This is a genomic window from Mesobacillus subterraneus, assembly GCF_020524355.2.
GTDB lineage: Bacteria > Bacillota > Bacilli > Bacillales > Cytobacillaceae > Mesobacillus > Mesobacillus subterraneus_C.
Map to the genome: position 1 here is coordinate 1,901,589 of NZ_CP129019.1, position 20,098 is coordinate 1,921,686.

The 20,098-nt window shown below is 41.4% G+C and carries 19 protein-coding genes and 6 pseudogenes; 9 read left to right on the plus strand and 16 right to left on the minus strand.

What is annotated here, in order from left to right:
• Positions 1–136 precede the first annotated feature (136 nt).
• The 8 genes and pseudogenes from LC048_RS09740 to LC048_RS09775 all read left to right on the plus strand — a co-directional run bounded on the left by LC048_RS09740 (position 137) and on the right by LC048_RS09775 (position 5,296).
• Positions 137–280: a hypothetical protein gene (locus LC048_RS09740; RefSeq protein ID WP_226600891.1), complete on the plus strand. Its 144-nt coding sequence runs from the start codon at positions 137–139 to the stop codon at positions 278–280.
• A 13-nt stretch (positions 281–293) separates the two neighbouring features.
• Positions 294–440 carry a Fur-regulated basic protein FbpA gene (gene fbpA / locus LC048_RS09745; RefSeq protein WP_226600892.1) on the plus strand — a complete coding sequence of 49 codons (147 nt, stop codon included), beginning with the start codon at positions 294–296 and terminating at the stop codon, positions 438–440.
• Positions 441–520: 80 nt separating this feature from the next.
• Positions 521–847 carry a MerR family DNA-binding transcriptional regulator gene (locus LC048_RS09750; RefSeq protein ID WP_226600893.1) on the plus strand — a complete coding sequence of 109 codons (327 nt, stop codon included), beginning with the start codon at positions 521–523 and terminating at the stop codon, positions 845–847.
• A gap of 136 nt (positions 848–983) precedes the next feature.
• On the plus strand, positions 984–2,303 hold the full coding sequence (locus LC048_RS09755) for an ammonium transporter (RefSeq protein WP_226600894.1): 1,320 nt from the start codon (positions 984–986) through the stop codon (positions 2,301–2,303).
• Positions 2,304–2,383: 80 nt separating this feature from the next.
• Complete coding sequence (locus LC048_RS09760; protein WP_306050622.1) at positions 2,384–2,608, plus strand: hypothetical protein; 225 nt, start codon at positions 2,384–2,386, stop codon at positions 2,606–2,608.
• Positions 2,568–3,353, plus strand: coding sequence for a DUF294 nucleotidyltransferase-like domain-containing protein (locus LC048_RS09765; protein ID WP_306050113.1), 786 nt, complete (start codon positions 2,568–2,570; stop codon positions 3,351–3,353). The genes LC048_RS09760 and LC048_RS09765 overlap by 41 nt, the downstream gene beginning before the upstream one ends.
• 5 nt (positions 3,354–3,358) lie before the next feature.
• Entirely contained in the window at positions 3,359–4,072 is a 714-nt protein-coding gene (locus LC048_RS09770) for an exonuclease domain-containing protein (RefSeq protein WP_306050115.1), read from the plus strand.
• A gap of 197 nt (positions 4,073–4,269) precedes the next feature.
• Positions 4,270–5,296, plus strand: a pseudogene (locus LC048_RS09775) (LLM class flavin-dependent oxidoreductase).
• 71 nt (positions 5,297–5,367) lie between these two features.
• Here LC048_RS09775 and coaW read toward each other — a convergent pair.
• From coaW to LC048_RS09800, 5 genes are all read right to left on the minus strand, one after another.
• Positions 5,368–6,171 carry a type II pantothenate kinase gene (gene coaW, locus LC048_RS09780; protein ID WP_226600898.1) on the minus strand — a complete coding sequence of 268 codons (804 nt, stop codon included), beginning with the start codon at positions 6,169–6,171 and terminating at the stop codon, positions 5,368–5,370.
• A gap of 235 nt (positions 6,172–6,406) precedes the next feature.
• Positions 6,407–6,631 (minus strand): hypothetical protein, encoded by a 225-nt coding sequence (locus LC048_RS09785; RefSeq protein ID WP_226600899.1) that lies wholly within the window; start codon positions 6,629–6,631, stop codon positions 6,407–6,409.
• A gap of 235 nt (positions 6,632–6,866) precedes the next feature.
• Positions 6,867–7,493, minus strand: a complete 627-nt coding sequence (locus LC048_RS09790; RefSeq protein ID WP_226600900.1) for a hypothetical protein — start codon at positions 7,491–7,493, stop codon at positions 6,867–6,869.
• A gap of 473 nt (positions 7,494–7,966) precedes the next feature.
• A complete protein-coding gene (locus LC048_RS09795) occupies positions 7,967–8,374 on the minus strand; it encodes a hypothetical protein (protein ID WP_226600901.1) in 408 nt (135 codons plus the stop codon).
• Positions 8,375–8,497: 123 nt separating this feature from the next.
• Positions 8,498–9,577 (minus strand): C39 family peptidase, encoded by a 1,080-nt coding sequence (locus LC048_RS09800; protein ID WP_226600902.1) that lies wholly within the window; start codon positions 9,575–9,577, stop codon positions 8,498–8,500.
• 147 nt (positions 9,578–9,724) lie between these two features.
• Between LC048_RS09800 and LC048_RS09805 the strand changes: the two genes are divergently transcribed.
• Complete coding sequence (locus tag LC048_RS09805) at positions 9,725–10,108, plus strand: hypothetical protein (RefSeq protein WP_226600903.1); 384 nt, start codon at positions 9,725–9,727, stop codon at positions 10,106–10,108.
• Positions 10,109–10,219: 111 nt separating this feature from the next.
• On the opposite strand, the pseudogene LC048_RS09810 reads toward LC048_RS09805, so the two are convergent.
• From LC048_RS09810 to LC048_RS09855, 11 genes and pseudogenes are all read right to left on the minus strand, one after another.
• Positions 10,220–10,934: pseudogene (locus tag LC048_RS09810) on the minus strand (ABC transporter ATP-binding protein).
• Positions 10,927–11,690, minus strand: a pseudogene (locus LC048_RS09815) (ABC transporter ATP-binding protein). Before LC048_RS09815 ends, LC048_RS09810 begins: the two co-directional pseudogenes overlap by 8 nt.
• A 2-nt stretch (positions 11,691–11,692) precedes the next feature.
• A pseudogene (locus LC048_RS09820) lies at positions 11,693–12,713 on the minus strand (branched-chain amino acid ABC transporter permease).
• The gene (locus LC048_RS09825; RefSeq protein ID WP_226600905.1) at positions 12,713–13,576 is read right to left on the minus strand and encodes a branched-chain amino acid ABC transporter permease; all 864 of its coding nucleotides are present in this window, start codon (positions 13,574–13,576) and stop codon (positions 12,713–12,715) included. The pseudogene LC048_RS09820 and the gene LC048_RS09825 overlap by 1 nt, the downstream one beginning before the upstream one ends.
• Before the next feature lie 45 nt (positions 13,577–13,621).
• A complete protein-coding gene (locus tag LC048_RS25030) occupies positions 13,622–14,089 on the minus strand; it encodes an AMP-binding enzyme (RefSeq protein ID WP_371932056.1) in 468 nt (155 codons plus the stop codon).
• Between the two features lie 45 nt (positions 14,090–14,134).
• A pseudogene (locus tag LC048_RS09830) lies at positions 14,135–15,300 on the minus strand (AMP-binding protein); the annotation flags it as partial.
• Positions 15,301–15,317: 17 nt separating this feature from the next.
• A complete protein-coding gene (locus LC048_RS09835) occupies positions 15,318–16,271 on the minus strand; it encodes an alpha/beta hydrolase (protein WP_226600906.1) in 954 nt (317 codons plus the stop codon).
• A 33-nt stretch (positions 16,272–16,304) separates the two neighbouring features.
• Entirely contained in the window at positions 16,305–17,036 is a 732-nt protein-coding gene (locus LC048_RS09840) for a 2-phosphosulfolactate phosphatase (RefSeq protein ID WP_306050117.1), read from the minus strand.
• Positions 17,037–17,039: 3 nt separating this feature from the next.
• Positions 17,040–18,107: a phosphotransferase family protein gene (locus LC048_RS09845; protein ID WP_226600908.1), complete on the minus strand. Its 1,068-nt coding sequence runs from the start codon at positions 18,105–18,107 to the stop codon at positions 17,040–17,042.
• A 29-nt stretch (positions 18,108–18,136) separates the two neighbouring features.
• Positions 18,137–19,305: pseudogene (locus LC048_RS09850) on the minus strand (thiolase family protein).
• A gap of 17 nt (positions 19,306–19,322) precedes the next feature.
• Entirely contained in the window at positions 19,323–20,096 is a 774-nt protein-coding gene (locus tag LC048_RS09855) for an SDR family oxidoreductase (RefSeq protein ID WP_226600910.1), read from the minus strand.
• Positions 20,097–20,098: the final 2 nt, after the last annotated feature.

The following is a 20,098-nucleotide window of genomic DNA, read 5'->3' on the forward strand; positions in this document are numbered from 1 at the left end:
TTTAGGTTTTCCGGATTTAACTTTAATCATAACTTTCCCCTTGAAAAATCCTGTCAGAAATCCTTACGAACCTGCGGATTTTATTTCAGGAACTCTTTAAGCTTATGTAAAAGCTTCAGGAAATGAGGAGAAGAATTTGAAAGTACAGAATACTTCTGATTTGGCACAGTTGATTATCATGCTTGATCTTTTTCGGGATGAATTGTATGAAGAACTTTTGAAAAGACATGGGAAGCACGCTTCAGAAATATTGCGTGCCGCTCAAAATGAAACTTGCTAAGGAGGGATTCATTGTGTCCATACACATACGTACAGCTGTTGAAAAACTAAAGGACCATTATATCCAGCATTTAATCAAATCGAAGTTAAGTGATGAAAGTGAAGAAGAATTAAGGAAATTGACTTTAACTGAGCTAAAAACGCTTATTAATAGCATTTAATGAACTTAATTTATAAAATAATAGCCACGTAAGGAAATGTAACATATAATAGAGAAAACGGTAAAAGTGTGGTGTGAGGATTGGCTGCTGACTCATTTTCCTATAAAGATAAGAAAGTCATTACTATTGGTATTGTCAGTGAGTTGACCGGACTTTCTGAACGGCAAATCCGGTATTATGAAGAACGTAAATTAATCTTTCCTGAGCGGACTCCTGGTGGGAGCAGAAGATATTCTTTTTTAGATGTAGAGCAATTAGTTGAGATAGCCAATAAAATCGAAGATGGTGTCCAGACTTATGAGATCCGGCAAGAAATGATTAAGGAAAAGAAACGACATAAAGATGAGGCGCATAAGAAAATGATCCAAGGACAGTTGAATGCTCGATTTGGCGTTAGAAAATATTAAAACTGGAAAACCTTCAATATTGAAGGTTTTTTCTTTTTATAAAAAACATGTAAGGTTTTCTAACACAAATATAGATTGATTAAAAAATACATGCGAGAATACAAACTACATTCACAATTTGAAAGGGGACGAAAAAATGGATACGGTATTTTTAATGAATAGTCTATGGGTTATGATTTCCGCGATTTTGGTTATTTTGATGATTGGAGGTTTCATCCTGCTTGAAACAGGATCGACTCGAATGAAGAACGCCGGCCACATTGCCGGAAAAACGATTCTGACATTCGGGATTTCATCAATCGTTTTCTGGGCAGTAGGTTATGGACTTATTTTTGGGGAAGGTAACTCGATTCTGGGCTTCTCGGACTTTTTCTATTCCGGATACGATGTAGAGGGCTTAGGACTTTCAGGGGCGGTATTCTTTCTGTTCCAGCTGGCTTTCGCCGGAATATCCTTAACGATTGCCTTTGGCGGATTTGCTGAGAGAGCAAAATTGTCTGTATATCTTGTGTTCGCACTTTTATTTTCAGTTTTAGTATATCCGTTCATTGCTCATTGGATTTGGGGCGGCGGCTGGCTAGCAGAACACGGAAAACAAGATTTCGCTGGTTCAACTGTAGTCCACTTGACTGGAGCAATGGCTGCATTGGCAGCGACCATGCTCCTGAAGCCGCGTATTGGTAAATTTAATAAAGACGGTTCAGCTAATAATATTGAAGGTCATAATCAGGTTTTCACAGCATTGAGTGTATTGTTATTATGGGTTGGCTGGTTCGGATTTAATGCAGGAAGCACCATTTCTGTTGATGGAGCATTCTTTGGGTTTGTAGCTCTGAACACGAATCTTGCGGCAGCTGCCGGTACTGTTGCAGCCATGCTAATCTCCTGGATTGTTTTAGGGAAAGCGGACGTTCCAATGATGCTGAACGGAGCGCTCGCAGGTCTTGTGGCCATTACGGCATCATGTGCTTTTGTTGATACGTGGGCGGCGGTTGTCATCGGACTACTCGCCGGGATCCTTGTTTTCTATAGTATTCGCTTCTTCGAAAGCAGAAAGATCGATGATCCTATCTTTGCGCTATCAGTACACGGTACAGCTGGTGTATGGGGAACACTCTCAACAGGATTCTTTGCGACACCTGAGCTAGCCACAGTTGGGAATGCTGGCTTGTTTTATGGTGGCGGTTTTGAACAGCTTGGAGTCCAGGCGCTGGGTGTTGCGGCCTCGGGTGGCTTCGCTTTCATCGTATCTTATATCATCTTATCGATTATGAAGGTAACAATGAAGGGCTTACGGGTAACAGAAGAGGAAGAAATCATCGGCCTGGATATTAGTGAACATGGAAGCTATGGGTATCCAGAATTAGTTAATAAAGAAGCAGCTGCAAAGGTATCAATCGAAAACCCTTCGCCAGGCAATGTTCCTTTAAGTTCACAGCAACCGTCTATAAACTAATGTTTGAGTTATTTAAGCGGCGGCCCCTATCTTGGGCCAGCCGCCTTTTGATGAATCGAGAAAGGAGGTCGTCCCAATTTATGAACTTAAATGACTATTTAAATATAAAAGCAAATATAATTAATGGTCTGTCTGAGGCAACTTTTAGCAATGAAGAATTAAACCATATCCATGATTTAATCTATGATCAAGTCATATCGGCTGCAGTAAGCAAATTGTCAAAAGAATACGGGAACCCCCCCCTCACCTTTCTGTTTCTTCGTCATGGGCAGTGCTGGACGGATGGAGCAATCTATTTGGAGTGACCAGGACCACGGACTTGTTTTCAAAACGAACAGTAATGATGCCCAAAAGTACTTTTTAAGGTTAGGTAAAGAAATTTCCGAGGGATTAGAGCTGGCTGGCTATAACAAATGTTCCGGCTCGGTTATGGCCAGCAATCCATTATGGTGTAAATCGCTGAAAGAATGGGAGAATCAACTTGGACTTTGGGTTGGTGAATCTTCATGGGAGTCAATCAGGTATTTGCTCATATTCGCCGATGCCAGGACTATCTACGGTGATCATGGCCTATTAAATATTTTGAAAGAAAGAGCCTTTGATGAAGTTAAAAGTGAGCACTTGCTGTTAAAGATGCTTCATAACACAATGTTTATGAAAAAAGGGGTTGGAATACTTGGCCAGCTGCTTGTAGAAACTCACGGTGCCTTTGCTGGATCTATTAATCTAAAGGAGACAGCGTTTTTCCCCTTTGTGAATGCTGCAAGGCTATTATCATTTTCCGAAGGGATAAAAGAAACCCGCACACTCTCTCGTATAAGCCATATTTCTGACAGCGTGATGAAGCATCATGACAAATCTTTGTACAGCGAAAATTTCGCTACCTTGCTTGATTTCCGCCTGAAATATGGAAGTCATAAGGATTATGACTCCGGACACTACGTTAACATCAATAAGCTTGCTAAAGATGAAAAGAAAGCATTGAAGGAGATTCTTAAAGTGGGGGAACAATTTTATGAACATGTCAGAAAGCTGCTTGAGAGGATGTAATTGCTATGGGAATGAATGATATGATCCGATTCTTTCAGCAAATGACCGGGAAGCTCGGATCGAACATCTATGCAGGAATGTCGACCCACTCAAATCCACAACAAATCTCGTTTTTAAGACAGCTGCAAAAAGAAATGAAGGAAGAAAATAGCCTCGACTGTCCGTTGGAAGAATTGCCAGTCACTGTTTTTGACCTCGAAACAACCGGTTTTTATCCTGAAAAAGGCGATAGAATCATCTCTATAGGAGCTGTAAAAGTAATTGGTTCCACAATACTTGATCGGGAGGTGTTCTATTCTTTAATCAATCCTGAAATTTCAGTCCCAACCGATGTCCTGGAGCTGACTTCTATCACTGAGGAAGAGCTCTTGACTGCCCCGATGACTTCACAAGTCCTGATGGATTTTTTAAACTTCATCGGCAGTTCAGTACTCGTAGCTCACCATGCCAAACATGAGCAAGCCTTTATGAAAAAATTCACAAGCAGTCATTTACGCGTGAATTTTTCACACAGAGTGATTGATACTTCATTTTTGATCAGAATATTCCAACCGGTTGTCAATTCCCTGCCTTTGGAACAAATTTGCCTTGAGTGCGGGATTGAAGTAAAAAGCAGGCATCATGCATTGGAAGATGCTAAATTGGCAGCGAAGCTTTGGGCATTTTATATAAAAAAAAGCGCAGGAGCAAGGCTACCAGAACTTGCGGGAGGTTTATGAATACCTGTCTTTAAAAAGATAAGCCTCTTCCCCCCATCCCTCCCCAACCCCTCTTCTACATGTCTCGTTCCTAATATCTCAAATCATTTTATTTTGATTACCGAAAGAAAATTGTTACTATTGAATTATATAAACGCTGGGAATAGTATAAATGCTATTACTGGCTCTTCATATTATTCAATAAAGGAAGATGAAAAATGACTGAAAACAAACATCTAAACAATATAAAATATTCAGTGCTTGACTTGGCTCCGATTCTGAAAGGCGGTACCGCAACAGATGCGTTCAAAAATTCAATTGATCTTGCTCAACATGCTGAAAAATGGGGCTATAACCGCTATTGGTTAGCTGAGCACCATAATATGCCGGGAATCGCAAGTTCCGCTACATCGATCGTCATCGGTCATGTTGCAGCCGGTACATCCTCAATTAGAGTAGGTTCAGGCGGCATTATGCTCCCTAACCATGCTCCACTAGTGATAGCAGAACAATTCGGTACACTTGAATCTCTCTTCCCGGGGCGAATTGACCTTGGTCTTGGTCGCGCTCCAGGGAACTGACCAGGTGACGGCCCATGCTTTGCGTCGCGAACGGCGCAGTGATGGTCAGGACTTCCCAGAGCAATTGGATGAACTTCGCGCATATTTCAATCCAGAGCTTGATTCTCAATATCGAAGTGTCAGGGCGATTCCCGGAGAAGGATTGAATATTCCGATCTGGTTATTAGGCTCAAGTGGCTATAGTGCTCAGCTTGCAGGACAACTAGGTTTGCCGTTTTCATTTGCCAGCCATTTCTCACCTGAAAATACTTTGGGTGCACTAAAGCTCTACCGTAGGAGTTTCCAGCCTTCAGAAGTATTGCAAGCTCCATACGCCATGGTCGGCGTTAACGTGATCGCTGCCGAAACCGATGAAGAAGCAGAATTCCTGGCAACATCCATGCAGCAGCAGTTCCTTAACTTGTTCAGGAATAATCCAAGTCCATTACTGCCACCTGTCAAGAATTTGGAAAACCAGCTGAGTGAGTATGAAAAAATGCTGCTGGGCAGCCGTATCGGATCATCAATCGTAGGTAGCCCTCATACCATAAAAACTAAGCTTCAGCAATTCCTTGATGAGACCCAGGCAGACGAAATGATTATTAACGCACAAATATTTGACCATAAAGCTAGATTGAAATCATTTGAAATCGTTTCTGAAGTTTTTAAAGGATTGAAAAAGTAGTTGAGGATAGAAAGAGGAGAACTCAGTTGATTCTCCTCTTTTTCTATGTTTTTTAACCATGTATGTTCAGTTCAATTGAGTATTGCCCCGATTGCTCCGCTGAATTCGCCATTTTGCAGAAATGTTGGTTCCAGCCCTGACATTTTACAATAGTTATCAAGGCTTTCCTGCAATAACGTATTGCCTGCCAGCGTACTGCCAATAAAAATAACTTTCTTAGTTCCGTAAAGTGCAGCGGTTTGTACAGTTAGTAGCGTTATGGTCTCTGCAATCATATTTAAAATAGAGGCCATTTTGTCTGCTGTAGAGCTTGAATGGATTGCTTCTGACTTTGCAAAGTTGCTTGCGGTTAGCTCGCCATGAATTGGTGATTCTTCCGGATGGTAAATATCCTTCACCAGCAGGTCTACGGCTCCTTTTGCACCAGAGGCAGACAAGCTAACCAGAGATAGGAAATCACTGGAATCAGCTAAAAGCTTGCCCATTCCCATAAATGTTCCGCCTCCTATTCCGCTGCCCAAAACCCTGTCATATTTTTCTCCTTCAATCCTAAACCAGGAAGTGCCGGTACCTATATTGATGAGCAAGGATCTTTCAACACTTGGCAATCCTTCCTTCATCATCAAATAATTTGCACCTAAACATGCTGCGGTAAATTCATCAACAATTGCTGCCTCTGGGTAATAGCCTGCCTTAATATTTCCTGCTCTCCCGCCAGTCAGAAACACTTTTTTATTTGAGGAGATTAATGTCAGCCATCCTAATGCATCTTCCATTTCTCCCATGAGATATTTCCGGAAATGCAATTTTCCATTTTCTTCATAAACTATTTTAATTAGTGATCCTCCAGCGTCTATGCCGATCCTATTATTCATGAGGTATCCCCTTTCATGAAATATCATTCAAATAGCAATGTACTACGTATTGTAAATCCTCCGAAAACTTTAAAGCAAAGAAAAAGCGGCATTAAAAAAAACTGCCGCTTTTCTTTGCAAGTATTCTATATTATCAAGAAACAAAGACTGACTGACCAGTAAATAGGCAGGATGAAAATGCAACAGAAATAAACAGGCTTAAAACATGAATCAATAGCTTTTAAGCGTACTTCTTTTAATCTGCCTTGATTGGCACGACTTTTCCATCTTCAATTGCTGCTACTATAAGCTCGCTCTCAAATCCGCCATTCGGGTCAATCTTTGGTATGATATAGACTTGTTTTTCTTCTGGCAGGTTATCCAGTCCATCCTGCATGTGCGCCATGATTTTTTCAGGGTCATCTACAGAACCTGCTGCTTTGATCGCTTCGGCAAAAGCATACATACCGATATAATTCAAGCCAGCTTCAGAGCCAGGGTCCTCGTTATAGGGGTAGTACCAGCGAAGCTGTCACCACCCGCATTAAGGGAGACATCAATATTTAGTAGGCTTACTACTTCTAAGGAAATTGCAATCGAAAAACCCAATTTCTCTGTATAATTAAAGAAATTGGGTTCTTTTCATACTTAAACCGTCCGATGTATGTTGAATAGTGAATATATAATGTGATATTTTATTCTGAACCAGAACTTTGTTATGCTTCTTCTAGTCGGTTACTTAATTTTTTGAAATTTTGTACTACCTCTGGTATTGATAATTTTTTTGCTAACAAACATCCCTTCTCGATTGATTTTGAAGCTTCTTCAAATAAATTTGCTTTTATTTGAGCGTCGGCCAGACAAAACCAGTAGAACCAGGCATTCATCTTAGAAATTTTATCGGTATAAAACTTTTCAATTACAGGATAGTATTTAGAATATAATTGTTTATCATAAGCTAATTTCTTACCATCCCATTTTAACACATCCACTAAATAACTATCAGCTATATACCACCGCCAAACGGCCAAACCTACTTGTTGATTACCCATTAAAAGATCAAGTTTATGATAAGGGACATTTGCAATTTCTTGGAGAGTTTGATCATTCCATTGGAAAATTTCAAGTTCATTTCCTAATGCTGCACCAATTGAAACACCAAATAGATATTCTTTTATACCTTCACCTGTAATATCAGCCAATCCTGAAAAATCCAATTCTACCCCCTGCTTTATTGTTTCCCATACTTTTTCCCATTTGTTGTTAACTTTTGTTAGTACCATTACTCCATACTGAGAGGCGGCGGGCTGTTCTTTAGCTTTAATTTCAAAAGTAATAATCATTTCTTTCTGTCCGTCTTGGTCAAAATCATAAAGTTGTATTGATGTAGTAGAGATAGGTTTTTTAGGACTTACAAGTATAGAGTTTGATGGAATAAACTGTTTAACAATTTCGTTTGATTATCATTATTAGCCTGAACATATATTGAAGAAAGATGTAAAACCATTATAGTCAATAAGAAAATTAGAGCCTTTTTCATTCTGGTTATCTCCTTTAACAAATGTTAAAGGTTATTATGTCCAACTTCACTATTTATACTATGAACTTATTGTTTCAATCTTTGAGTTGCAATTCATCATTAACGATTTATGTTCATCTTATGTCTAGTGAGTAATTTACAATTATTCCTTCAAAGCGCCATAATTCTTTAGCCTTTTTCCTTTTCACATCATAGTAAACAAGTACAGATCCCTTAGGAACCTCCAAAGTATTATAATTACTGCTACTATATAAATTATGTAAAAAGAAGAAACTTTCACTTTTTTTCATCGTATTCAACTGCTCTTATTTTCAAGTAGTCGTTTGATCCGGTAAAAACTGGTTTTATTTTTTGTGTATCTACATCAACTTCCATAACGTGGGATATAGGATTTTCAAGGCCTTCATCAAAACTAAATAAAATGTTATTTTCATCATTTGCAAAGGATACTCCACTTATGAATTTTTCAATTACCGTAATATGTTTTTTTTGATTTTTATTAATATCATAGATGTCAAAACTATATTTAGGAGGAAGTAATTGGGAGTTATTTTTATTGGTTTCTTCAAGTTTTTGTAGATCTTCCGTTCTAGAGAAGGATACTAAAACTAATTTATTATTATGTGGATTATAATCAAAGTCCAAAATACTTTTATCCTTTTCGGCTTCATCCCATATTTTCAATTCACCCGAGTCTATTTTATATGTAGCTATATGGAAGTTACGATATTCACTATTCAAACATATAAATTACAATTACTTAATTTTACCAATGTCTTTTTGAAGATAACTATAATCAATGTCAATTTAATTTGGTTGTACCTTTATTACATAGTCAAAATAAGAAGTCCATTTAATCCAGTAATCTACAGGAGTGCTGCTCCATGTATCATGTAAGATTACTTGGCGATACCAAGTAAAATCGCTAGTATTGTAATATTCTTCATAGCCAACGCCAGTCATTGCATGATCACCCCAAACTGGATGATTGGCAGTTGTAACCCAATCAGGTCTACCTGCATTAATTTCGTTCATATGAGTACTAAAAGAACCCGAATAAGTAGTTACTGTTACTCCGTATCCCCTTGCTCCCCAAAAATTTATCATTCCAGTTCTCATGTTAGAAACAGAGGTTCCCCCGGTACTACGATTTGTGTTCATACTTGTAGCTAATTGGTCAATCAAACTGTGAGTAGTTTGAGATGTACCAACAAGGTTGGGATATCCTCGGCTATCCCAATATTTTACGATATTTGCTCCTGAAGTTGGCGCACAACCGATATCCCATGTGTAATCCGGTACACCAGAAATAAGCTTATATTTGTAGTTAGTGACTGCTTGTGTACCAATTTGCTCGGGTTCTACAGTTAAGGTAGCATCTGCATATTTTTCAATATTTTCATAGCTTAATGGTGCATTTGATTTTAGTTTTGATTTTTTTTCAACTTTTTTTTCACTTAAACTCATAGCATACTCGTTATCAACTTTGCTAAAGTGCAGTACGGGTCCAACATAAATGCTGTCACTTTCTTTTACATTAACATAGGGATTAGAACCTTCCCTAGTTGACTCTAAAACACCAGGAATCTCAGGAATAGCACTAATAATAATATAGCCTTGATCTTTACCTTGATTTTTTACTTGAAATAAATAAGAGGTTAGATTTCCATCAAAGTCATATAGTTTTTTACCTTTTTCTAAACTTGCATTTTTCCACCCGTCAAAAGAATTTTGAGAAACAGTTATTAAGTAGTCCTTTGCAAAATTTTCGGCATTTTTTAAAGTGACATTATCAACTTTACTAGATGCGCTTGAAATAATACCATTTGACATTATAATGCTGAACAATAAAAGCAACGTACCTAAAAATACAAATAAACGTTTCACACACGACACTCCTTATAAATTATTTTGCAGCATTTATATATTACGATATGAATTGAATAATTTCCTTTTTCTTCAAAATAATATTTTGATTATTTTTAATTTTCGGTTTTATAGAATATAATTAATATGGACTAGGAGGAGGGATTAGTGTTGAAAGTATTTTCATTTTTACTAATAGCTATCGTATTATCGGTTATTACAGCTTGTGGATTCACTATAAATGAAACAAAGTGGAATAGTTTTAATAATTTTATTACTAAAGGAGAAAAGAATATTATTGAACTTAGGGATGGTAAAACTGGAAAGACTGTTGAAATAGTCGAAGAAGAAGAGGTGAAAGAGTTTCTATTATTATTTGAAAAAATAAATTTATTAAAAGTCTCAGATGAAGAAATTAAAGGATACCAGTATCTTGCTAACATTGGATCTGACCAAATTCTTTTTTTTAATAAAATGATAAAGATAAATGATCAATATTATGAAACAGATAAAGAAGTTCCGATAGAAAAAATAAAAAAATATTTCGAATAGTTTTAGGACTAGAATGTAGGTATAAGCCAATCTCTTTTTACAATGAGGGTTGGCTATTTACTTTTGATATCCTTAACGTTGTAAATCCGCATTTTCCTGACGGTACCCCTTTTAGGCACCTATATAAGCTTTCTTAATCTCATCATTTGCGAACAGTTCCTCTGACGTACCTTCCAGCACAACAGACCCGTTTTCAAATACATAGCCTTTATCAGCTATTTTCAAGGCAGCATTGGCATTTTGTTCCGCCAGGAGGATTGTGGTACCCTCGCGATTGATCGTTTTGATCACATCAAACATTTGCTCCACAATCAATGGAGCAAGTCCGATCGAAGATTCATCGAGAAGCATCAGCTTCGGTTTAGCCATAAGTGCCCTTCCAATGGCAAGCATTTGCTGCTGGCCTCCACTCAGTGAACCAGCCATATCATCCTGCTTCTCTTCTAAAATAGGGAAAAGTTCATATACATGCTTCATGTAGTCCTTGATCCCTTTCTTGTGCTTTCTATGGACATAGGCCCCCAATTTTTATTTTCAAATTCTCCTCTACGGTCATTGAAGTGAACAGTTTTCGCCCTTCTGCGCACTGGACAATGCCTGATTGGACAATTTTATCTGGAGAGCGTTTAGTAAGGGATTCACCCTCAAATTGGATACTTCCAGATGACGACTTATTCAGCCCGCTTATCGTCTTGAATATTGTGCTTTTACCTGCCCCATTCGCCCCTAGCAAAACAACGATTTGACCCGGAGAGACTTCCAGGGTTGCATTATGGACAGCAGTGAAGCTTCCATATTTTACTGATACGTCCTTCAGTTTAAGCACTTGCGCTCACTCCTAGGTAAGCTTTGATTACAGAAGGGTTATTCCTGATCTCTTCTGCAGTACCCTCCGCAATTTTCTCACCGTAGTTTAGGACCATGATTTTATCAGCAAGCTTCATGATCATTTGCATTTTGTGCTCTATCAGACAAACAGTAATTCCTCTTTCGGTCATTTTCTTCATTAACTCAGCCAAGCCCTCTGTTTCGTCAGGATTGACACCGGCAGCAGGCTCATCCAGAAAACGATTTCTGGTTCCGTCGCCAGAGCCAGCGCAAAGGCAGTCCGCTTTTTCTCTTCCTGTGTCAGGCTGCCAACTAATTTCCCCGATACCTTCTCCAGCCCGGTAAATTTGATGACTTCGAATGATTTCTCACGGCATTTTTCTTCTTCACTTTTCAGCCTCTTTGTTCTTAAGACAGCATCAAGCAAATTTGATTTTGTCCTTAATCTATGACCAACGAACACATTGTCAAGCACAGTTGACTGCTCAAATAGATTGGTAGTTTGAAAGGTGCGTGCGATTCCCATTTCAGCAATTTTATTAGGAGGCATTCGGGTGATATCCTGTCCTTTCAATATGATGCTGCCTGAGCTCGGAGGGTGGAAACCGCTGATTAAATTGAAAAACGTTGACTTTCCTGCACCATTAGGTCCGATGATCGCATTGATTTTTCCTTTTTCAATTGAAAAATTGACATTATTGACTGCTGTCAAACCGCCAAATTTCTTCGTTAAATTCTTTGTTTCAAGAAACATCTTTACCCCTCCTTTACCTGATTTTCTGTGGAAATTGTCCTTTGTGAAAATCGTTCGTCCAGTTGGTTATGTGTCATTTTTTTCTCCCTCCGCTTTACATTCCACGCGGCAATCGAACCGGCGATTCCCCTAGGGTAAAAGATCACTAGCAGTGTAAGTACAGGTCCGAAAATAAGCATGCGGTAATCCTGGAGAAATTGCAGCTGCTGTGATATCCAAACAACCAAGATAGTACCGACGATTGGCCCTGAAAGCGTGCCGATTCCGCCAATCAACAGGTAGGTAAGCAAATCAAACGTGATGATGATGTTCCCGATATCTGGTCCAATAAAGCGGATGAAAGAGGCGTAAAGAGCTCCTGATAATCCGGCAAAAAAAGTCGAGAGCACGAAGACTTCCAGTTTATTTTTCATTGTTGATATACCGATTGTTTGTGCCAGGTCTTCACTATTGCGAATAGCAATGTAAGTCCTTCCTGTCAGGGAATGCACGATACGATAGACAATCAGGATTACACCAAGCAGGATGACGAGGACGAGATAATATTTTGATAACGGGGTTTCAAAGGAAATCGGTCCGATATTTGCCGGAGCTGGAATTCCGATCAGACCTCGTACGCCCTCTGTTAAGCTATCCCATTTATCAATGACAAGATAAAGGATATACCCTACGCAAAGCGTATAAATGGCGAAGAAGTGCTCTTTTGTCCTTAGAGCAATAAGGCCAATCAAAAGTCCAAGAATACTGGTGATAATCAGGGCGAGAACAAAAGCCAGCCAGAAATTCATCTGTGCTTTTCAAAATCCCTAAGGAATAGGCACCAACCGCAAAGAATCCAGCATGCGCCAATGATAAATATCCCGTATAGCCGGCCAATAGATTTAGTCCGTAAACACCGATCATCCAGATGAAAGAAAGGGTCATAATATGGATGAAATAATCATTTTGCGTCACAAATGGAAAAACGATGGCAACCAGCAGAAGCGTGAGAATGGTATTCCTTTTATTGAAGATTTTTGCCATTAGTGTCCCCCCTTTGCAAAGAGACCTGTTGGCTTTACTGAGAGAATGACCACCAGAAAAATGAACGCAATGATATCTTTATAGTCGTTAGAAATATACGTTGCACCCAGGCTCTCGCTGAATCCCAAAATGTAGCCGCCTATAATGGCTCCTGGAATGCTGCCCATCCCACCAAGAATGATGATGACAAATGCTTTTAAGATGACAAGCTGCCCCATGCCAGGAAAGACCAGATTGATCGGAGCAGCCAGAGAGCTGGCAATTGCAGCAAGCCCTCCGGAAATCAGGAACGTCAGCATCGCAACCCTGTTCGTATTGATTCCAACAAGGTTCGCACCATCACGGTCCTGGGACATTGCGATGATTGATGCCCCTGTATAAGTCTTTTTCAGGAAAAGGTAAAGCAGAACCATGACGGCAATCGCCGCAATGATGATTAGTAATCTTTGCATCGTAAAGGTCAATCCGAATAACTGGATCACTTGACCATATGGTGTAGGCATTGTTTGATAGTCGGCTCCCCAAACAAATTGGGCAAAAGCTTCCAGGAACAACAGAATTCCAATGGCTGCAATTTTGTCATGTATTGGCGGTGCGTGTCTTAATGGGTAAAAAACTAATCGTTCCATCAGCACGCCGATCAGCCCGACAACAAAGACTGAAACAAGGATAGCCAGCCAATAATGAAACCCGTACTGGACCATCATCATCAAAGTGATATAGCCGCCCATCATATACAAGGCACCGTGGGCGAAATTCGGGATATGAAGGATACCGTAAACTAGAGTTAGCCCAAGGGCCACTAGTGCATAAACACTTCCAATGGTAAGGCCATTGAACAGTTGCTGAACCAAAATCTCCATCAAAATCCTCCTTATAGTTTGATTGCTGTATTCGACGGAGTACGATTACCTCACCTGTTTTTCAGCCTTTTCTCGTTCTTCCTCCTGTAATTTCCGCCATAGAATCTTCCCGCTGCTTGTCATTGGGAACTGTGTCCTGAATTCGACTTCACGAGGATATTTGTAGGCTGCCATATGCTGTTTCGACCACTCGATTATTTCATCTTCACTTACTTTTCCATCGTATCCGTCATTTAGTATGACGAAGGCCTTTACGGATTCACCTCTTCTTGGATCTGGAATACCGACAACCACCGCCTGCTGTATCGCCGGATGCTTGTAAAGATAGGATTCGACTTCTGTAGGCCACACCTTATAACCGGAGGCATTGATCATTCTTTTGACTCGGTCGACCATAAAGTAGTATCCTTCCTCATCGAAGCGGCCAATGTCCCCTGTCCTGAAAAACTTCTTGCCGTCAATGTCAATGAATGAATTTCTGTTTTCATCATCCCTGTTATAATAGCCAACCATCACCTGCGGGCCATTGACGACGATTTCACCTATCTCACCCGAACCAAGTTCTTTTTCAGTTGACGGTTCAATAATCCTTGCATCGACATCAAAAGACGGGATGCCAAGGCACTGCATTTTTGGTCTGTCAGGCGGATTGAAGTGTGTCTGGGCAATTGTTTCTGAAAGTCCATACCCTTCCACAAATCTAAGGCCAGTAAGTTTGTATAATTTTTCTCCAACAGCCTCCGGAAGCGCCGCACCGCCGCCTGAGATTGAGGTTAACGTGGCGATATCCTCTTGTTTCAGTTTTGAATTTGCAAGGAAGTCCACAATCATCGTTGCAATCGCTACCCAATGTGTACATCCTTGCGATTTGATCAACTCAACCGCTGCTTCGCGGTTCCACCTTGTCATCAGGACCATCGTACTTCCGGAATAGATTGGCATATGCATGCTGTGGACCATTCCCGTAACATGAAATAATGGCAATGTGGTTAAATGAACGGCACTAGTGGTAGAGCTCGACCAGTGATACGCGCCGATTGTATTCGCCTGAACAGTGCGGTTCGTATGCATACAGCCTTTTGCAGGCCAGTAGTTCCAGAAGTATAAGGAAGCACAACCAGGTCATCTGCCTGGGTAGTATGAGCACCTGGTTCATACTGAGATGCTATAGCTTCCTTCCAGTGGAAGTGACCTGGCTGCTCGTAAACCTTTCTTGCTGCTTCAACTTCGGGCGGCACTATGCCGTTGAATTCGTTCCCTTTATAATCAGAATAAGCAGCAACTACGACATTATTTAATGGAGTCGTTCCTACGAGCGGCTCGACCTTGTCGTACAGCTCCTTGCCAACAAGCGCGGAAATGATTCCACAATCCTTGATATAAAAGCTTAGCTCATCTGCAGTCAGCATTGGATTGATTGGCACAACGACTGCATCAGCCCTTAAAATGGCATAGAATCCTAACACGAACTGTGGTGAATTTTGCATGAACAACAATACTCTTTCCCCTTTGGCAACACCCAGTTTTTGCTGGAGGAAACCAGCGAGATCGTTGACCTCTCGATCAAGCTCCCTGTAGGAAATTTCATTTCCGTAATAAGAGATTGCGCTCTGGTCTGGATAACGTGCTGCACTGACTTTTAAATTTTCATAGAGTGATGTATCGGGTAATTTAAGTGATTTAGAGATTTTCGGCCAATGGTCAAAATGAAGATTAGGCATCATGCATTCCTCCTTAGTATTTACTCAACAGGTTTAAGAGAACTTCTGTTCTTGAAAGCTTCTGCAGCGTCCTTTATTGCTTTCTTCCCGTCCGGAAGAAATTCGGTCATTCCGAGGAAACCGTGGAGCATTCCAGGGACGCATACATATTCCGTATCCACTCCAGCATTTTTCAGTTTCATGGCAAAATGCTCGCCGCCATCGCTTAAAGGATCAAGTTCTGCGGTCATGATACATGTTGGAGGAAGCTGGGCAGTGATATCATCAGGAATCAGCATCGGTGCGGCCAGAGGATTTTGGGTATCTTCAGGTGAGTTCAGGTATTGTTCACGGAACCAGTTCATAGTAGACTTCGTTAAATAGTAGCCTTCGCCGTATTTTTCGTAGGATGGAGTATATTCAAAACCTGTAGACGGGTAAAACAGCATTTGGTAAGCAATCGATGGTGTCTGACTCTCGACTTCAAGATAACTGACAACAGCCGCAAGATTCCCTCCTGCGCTATCGCCTGCCACTGCGATAAAGGTTTCATCGATATTCAGCTCAGCAGCGTTTTCAAACACCCATTTAGCAGCTAGATAGGCATCTTCTACTGCAACCGGGAACTTGCTTTCTGGTGCGAGACTATAATCCACTGAAATTACTATACATTTAGCCTCGTTAGACATTGTGTGGCAAAGGGCGTCATGTGTTTCGATATTTCCAATCACCCACCCGCCTCCATGGTAATAAACAATGGCTGGCAGCTGTGACTCTCCAATTTCTTCAGGTGTATAAATCCTGATATCGATTTCTTCGTTAAAGCCTCTTATTTTCTGGTCTTCCGTTATTGCGAGTTTTTCGGCTTTGCTCATTAATTTTGAAGATTGTTCATATCCCTTTCTGGCTTCCTCTAATGGAAGCTTTTCCAGTGGCGGAACTGGGTTATTGGCAAATGCTTGAAGCAGCGCTTTCACTTCTGATTTCAATGGCATAATCACTCCCTCTTTTATGTAAACGCTGTCATTTTATACGGCAATGATTCTTTTTTTATCTAAAAGCATAGGAACCTTATAAAATATATTTTGTTGGGAAACAAATTCAATTTCCTTTTCAAATCCATGTTTGTTGAGCATTCGGCTGACTCGGGAAGCTTTTAAAATATCATCACTATTTTGATTGTGTGCATGGTAGAAACTATGTGCAGCATAAGCTGAATCGGTTAGCAAAAGCTCATCGCCATATTGCTTGATAAGGCAGTCAATAAAGCATCCAGCTCCTTGGAAATCTTCTACATTAAACTCATTTGAGGACCCCGAGCAGACGACCACGATCGTCTCTTCTTGATAATCTTTTAAAATATGATTGGCAACTGCCTCGCAGTTCATCAGGGACGCTGCATAAACCGCATTCGCTTCGGCAGAATTTTTAAGTGCGACAGTTCCGTTAGTGGTAGACAGGATGACGGACTTCCCCTTAATTTTTTCTTTAAGCTCCAGCGGATTGGGTGAGAGAAAGCCATCAATTGTTTTTCCCTGATACTCTCCGACGAGTATGAAACTGTCTTTTTCCCTTAAAGCAGCTTCTTGTTCGGCTGCCTTCCCATCCAGGACCGGAATCACTTCTTTGGCACCAAACTCCAGTGCTGACGCGATCGTGGATGTGGCCAGCAGAACATCGAAAACAACAGCGATTTTGTTGTCAGCCATTTTACGTTTATCGATGTCCTCCTTTTTTAGCAAAAGGTGAACTTTCATCATCCTTCAGCCCTTTCTGTCATTTTTTTCTGCTGTGTAAAGCGCATATTGGATCAGGCTGCTGACAAACGCATCAAGCTGCGCAAACCGTGGATCCTTTGTCTGTCCCTTTTTCCATCTGTAATAGATTTGCTGGCAAATGACAGCAAGCTTGAAATAAGCAAAGGTTTGATAAAAGTTCATGTTAGCCAAATCCCTGCCGCTTTTCCTCGCGTAATCCTCCATAAATTCATCACGAGTCATAAAACCCGATTTTACCGTGACCGGCGGCTTCCCCATTCCTTTTTTCAAAAGATCGGAGTCGTCTGGTTCAATCCAATAGCTCATCGCTACACCCAAGTCGGCAAGAGGATCACCTACAGTAGTCATCTCCCAGTCGAATAGCCCGACCATTTCTGTCATTTCCTCATTGAACATGGCATTGTTCAGTTTGTAATCATAATGGATGATTGATGGCGATTCAGATTCAGACACATTCTTCAGCATCCATTGCTTTAATTGCTCAACGCCTTGAACGATATCCGTTTCAGCCCGCTCATACCGGCGAATCCAGCCTAAGACCTGCCTTCCCATGAAGCCATCGGGTTTTGTCATTTCTGTAAGCTTTGTTTTTGTATAGTCAATGCTGTGCAACTCAACAAGATGGTTGACCATCGTTTCTGACAATGACCTGCAAATCTCTCTGCTTGGCGTAATGCCTGCAGGGAATTCAGTGTCAAGGACAATGCCACGCTTTCTTTCCATTACAAAAAACGGACTGCCTATGACACTTTCATCTGCAAACAAATATGGTTTTGGAGCAGCCCTGAAATGAGGGCTGATCTCTTTGAGGATTTTATATTCCCTTTCCATATCATGCGCTTTTGGCGCAACAGGACCGAGCGGGGGACGCCTTAAGACCGCCTCCCAGTCACCCATCTTCAGCTGATAGGTTAGATTAGATTTTCCAAAGCTGAATTGCTCGATCGACAAGTGTTCTTCAGGAAGGTTCGATAAGTGCTCCCGTAAGTAGTTTTCGATCGCACTAGTAGCAAGTTCTTCCCCTTGTCTGATTGGAATCGTATCAGCCGCCATTCGTACCACTCCTTCTTTAGGTGAATTTTTCATTCTCGCTCAATGATTGTGGCGATTCCCTGTCCGCCGCCGATGCAAGCAGTGATCAGCGCGTACCGTCCGCCTCTTCGCTCAAGCTCGTAAACAGCTTTCGTTATCAGGATCGCTCCGGTTGCTCCCAATGGATGCCCATGAGCAATCGCCCCTCCGTTTACATTGACCTTTGTTTTATCCATGTTTAGCTCTCTGTCACAAGCAATGACCTGTGCAGCAAATGCTTCGTTTATCTCGATGATGTCCATGTCATCGAGGGTCAGACCGGATTTCTCAAGTACTTTCTTTACTGCTGGTACTGGACCAATACCCATGATATTTGGGTCCACCCCTGCTAATGCCTGCTCCCTTACTACCGCCAATGGTTTCACACCTAATTCTTGCGCTTTCTCCCTTGACATCACTATCAGAGCTGCCGCGGCATCATCAGGCCCGAACTGCTTCCAGCTGTTACCGTCCCACCCTGTAAAAAGGCCGGCTTTAGCGTGGAAAGTGCTTCATTAGACGTTTGCGGCCGCGGATGCTCATCCTTATTAAAAATGACTGGTGCACCTTTCCGGACAGGTATCTTAATCGGGACAATTTGTTCGTCAAATCGGCCTTCACCCATTGCTGCAGCCATTTTTTGCTGACTTGCCAGTGCGAACTCATCCTGCTCTTCCCTGCTGATTGAATACTTTGTTGCTAGATTTTCCGCTGTGATGCCCATTGGCGGATCACCGATTTCTTTTGGTGACAGCTGGGACTTCCGAAAGCTTGGCGGCACAGGACTGTAAGCTCTTTCCGGCTTATCCATTAAATAAGGCGCCCTGCTCATGCTTTCAACCCCGCCGGCAACATAGACATCACCCATCCCCGCCTTGATTGCCTGGGCCGCAAGATTGACTGCATTAATTCCTAATCCGCACTGGCGATCAATCGTCAGGCCTGGCAATTCAAGTGAAAGTCCTGTTTCGAGGGCTGTCAGCCTGGCAATGTTACCGCCGCCGCTTATGACATTTCCCATAATGACATCATCAATCATTACTGGCGTGACATTCGTCCTTTTGACCGCTTCCTTTATTACTTCTGCTCCAAACACATGGGCAGGAACAGAAGCAAGTGCTCCGCCATGCCTTCCGATTGCTGTCCTTACCGCAGATACAATGACTGCATCTCTATTCATGGCAGCTGCCCCCTTTTCTAAAGCACATGTGTACCGCCATCGACAATGACCACATCACCTGTAATGTAATCTGACGCAGATGCTGCGAGGAATACTGCTACACCTTTAAGGTCGCTGTCAGATCCAAATTTACGCAGCGGAGTTCCCTTAAGAATTGCATCGCCGCCTTTTTCAAGCAGCCCTTTTGACATCTTTGTAGGAAAGAATCCAGGTGCGATTGCATTAACATAAATGCCGCGAGGTCCCCATTTTACTGCTAAGTCTTTTGTAAAAGTAATGACAGCACCCTTGCTGGCGTTATATCCGATTGCATCCATCACCTTTGGGTTGGAACCCTTCAGCCCAGCGACGGAAGCGATATTGATGATTTTGCCTGACCCTTGCTCAAGCATGACTTTGCCGGCTGTCTGTGACATCAAGAATGTACCAGTCACATTGACATTCAAGACTTTTTGCCATGCTTCAAGCGGCATTTCTTCAGCAGGCGCTCCCCAGGAAGCACCGCTGTTATTGACAAGGATATCGATCCGGCCGAATCTCTCAACGGTTTGTTCTACTACGTTTTTTACATCTTCTGGGCTGGTGATGTCACATTTCAGCGCCAGCGATTCCACACCGATTTCCTTCAGCTTCTCGCTGACTTCCTCACAGGCTTCGACTCGTCGTGAACAAACGACCACATTGGCCCCTGCTTCTGCAAAACCAATAGCGATTTGTTCTCCAAGGCCTCGGCCACCGCCTGTGACAATGGCAACTTTTCCTTTAAGTGAAAATAGTTCTGATACATGCATTG

Bases quoted from the DNA above. Each gene is read 5' to 3' on its own strand.
- LC048_RS09755 (WP_226600894.1), top strand. From the start codon at position 984: ATGGATACGGTATTTTTAATGAATAGTCTATGGGTTATGATTTCCGCG.
- LC048_RS09760 (WP_306050622.1), top strand. From the start codon at position 2,384: ATGAACTTAAATGACTATTTAAATATAAAAGCAAATATAATTAATGGT.
- LC048_RS09765 (WP_306050113.1), top strand. From the start codon at position 2,568: ATGGGCAGTGCTGGACGGATGGAGCAATCTATTTGGAGTGACCAGGAC.
- LC048_RS09770 (WP_306050115.1), top strand. From the start codon at position 3,359: ATGGGAATGAATGATATGATCCGATTCTTTCAGCAAATGACCGGGAAG.
- coaW (WP_226600898.1), bottom strand. From the start codon at position 6,171: ATGAATAATAGGATCGGCATAGACGCTGGAGGATCACTAATTAAAATA.
- LC048_RS09790 (WP_226600900.1), bottom strand. From the start codon at position 7,493: ATGATTATTACTTTTGAAATTAAAGCTAAAGAACAGCCCGCCGCCTCT.
- LC048_RS09825 (WP_226600905.1), bottom strand. From the start codon at position 13,576: ATGGAGATTTTGGTTCAGCAACTGTTCAATGGCCTTACCATTGGAAGT.
- LC048_RS25030 (WP_371932056.1), bottom strand. From the start codon at position 14,089: ATGGTTGGCTATTATAACAGGGATGATGAAAACAGAAATTCATTCATT.
- LC048_RS09835 (WP_226600906.1), bottom strand. From the start codon at position 16,271: ATGCCATTGAAATCAGAAGTGAAAGCGCTGCTTCAAGCATTTGCCAAT.
- LC048_RS09840 (WP_306050117.1), bottom strand. From the start codon at position 17,036: ATGATGAAAGTTCACCTTTTGCTAAAAAAGGAGGACATCGATAAACGT.
- LC048_RS09845 (WP_226600908.1), bottom strand. From the start codon at position 18,107: ATGGCGGCTGATACGATTCCAATCAGACAAGGGGAAGAACTTGCTACT.
- LC048_RS09855 (WP_226600910.1), bottom strand. From the start codon at position 20,096: ATGCATGTATCAGAACTATTTTCACTTAAAGGAAAAGTTGCCATTGTC.